Source organism: Mesobacillus sp. MER 48 (assembly GCF_023714225.1).
GTDB lineage: Bacteria > Bacillota > Bacilli > Bacillales > Cytobacillaceae > Mesobacillus > Mesobacillus oceanisediminis_A.
This window is the reverse complement of the sequence record NZ_JAMAUR010000023.1, coordinates 1-1,662: the sequence shown is the minus strand read 5'-3', so window position 1 is coordinate 1,662 and position 1,662 is coordinate 1. Positions and strand designations below refer to the sequence as shown.

General features: G+C 51.4%; 1 rRNA gene. It reads left to right on the top strand.

The features are described from left to right. Window positions 1–18 precede the first annotated feature (18 nt). Window positions 19–1,662: ribosomal RNA gene (locus tag M3593_RS23635) — 23S ribosomal RNA — on the top strand; the annotation flags it as partial.

The window sequence follows — 1,662 nt, the reverse complement described above, 5'->3', positions numbered from 1 at the left end:
TAGAGAAATGACCTTTTAGGTTAAGTTAGAAAGGGCGCACGGTGGATGCCTTGGCACTAGGAGCCGATGAAGGACGGGACTAACACCGATATGCTTCGGGGAGCTGTAAGTAAGCTTTGATCCGGAGATTTCCGAATGGGGAAACCCACTGTTCGTAATGGAACAGTATCTTTACCTGAATACATAGGGTATTGAAGGCAGACCCGGGGAACTGAAACATCTAAGTACCCGGAGGAAGAGAAAGCAAACGCGATTCCCTGAGTAGCGGCGAGCGAAACGGGACATAGCCCAAACCAAGAGGCTTGCCTCTTGGGGTTGTAGGACACTCTACATGGAGTTACAAAGGAACGGGGTAGATGAAGTGGTCTGGAAAGGCCCGTCAGAGAAGGTAAAAACCCTGTAGTTGAAACTTCGTTCCCTCCTGAGTGGATCCTGAGTACGGCGGGACACGAGAAATCCCGTCGGAAGCTGGGAGGACCATCTCCCAAGGCTAAATACTCCCTAGTGACCGATAGTGAACCAGTACCGTGAGGGAAAGGTGAAAAGCACCCCGGAAGGGGAGTGAAAGAGATCCTGAAACCGTGTGCCTACAAGTAGTCAGAGCCCGTTCATGGGTGATGGCGTGCCTTTTGTAGAATGAACCGGCGAGTTACGATTACATGCAAGGTTAAGTTGAGAAGACGGAGCCGCAGCGAAAGCGAGTCTGAATAGGGCGAATGAGTATGTGGTCGTAGACCCGAAACCAGGTGATCTACCCATGTCCAGGGTGAAGGTTGGGTAACACCAACTGGAGGCCCGAACCCACGCACGTTGAAAAGTGCGGGGATGAGGTGTGGGTAGCGGAGAAATTCCAATCGAACTTGGAGATAGCTGGTTCTCTCCGAAATAGCTTTAGGGCTAGCCTCACGTTGTAAGAGTCTTGGAGGTAGAGCACTGTTTGGACTAGGGGCCCTCATCGGGTTACCGAATTCAGACAAACTCCGAATGCCAAAGACTTATCCGTGGGAGTCAGACTGCGAGTGATAAGATCCGTAGTCAAAAGGGAAACAGCCCAGACCACCAGCTAAGGTCCCAAAGTATACGTTAAGTGGAAAAGGATGTGGAGTTGCTTAGACAACCAGGATGTTGGCTTAGAAGCAGCCACCATTTAAAGAGTGCGTAATAGCTCACTGGTCGAGTGACTCTGCGCCGAAAATGTACCGGGGCTAAACGTATCACCGAAGCTGTGGATTGACATCTTAGATGTCAGTGGTAGGAGAGCGTTCTAAGGGCGTTGAAGTCAGACCGTAAGGACTGGTGGAGCGCTTAGAAGTGAGAATGCCGGTATGAGTAGCGAAAGATGGGTGAGAATCCCATCCACCGAATGCCTAAGGTTTCCTGAGGAAGGCTCGTCCTCTCAGGGTTAGTCGGGACCTAAGCCGAGGCCGAAAGGCGTAGGCGATGGACAACAGGTTGATATTCCTGTACCACCTCTTTATCGTTTGAGCGACGGGGGGACGCAGGAGGATAGGGTAAGCGCGCTGTTGGATATGCGCGTCTAAGCAGTTAGGCTGCAAGTGAGGCAAATCCCGCTTGCGTGAAGGCTGAGCTGTGACAGCGAGGGAAATATAGTACCGAAGTTCCTGATTCCACACTGCCAAGAAAAGCCTCTAGCGAGATAAA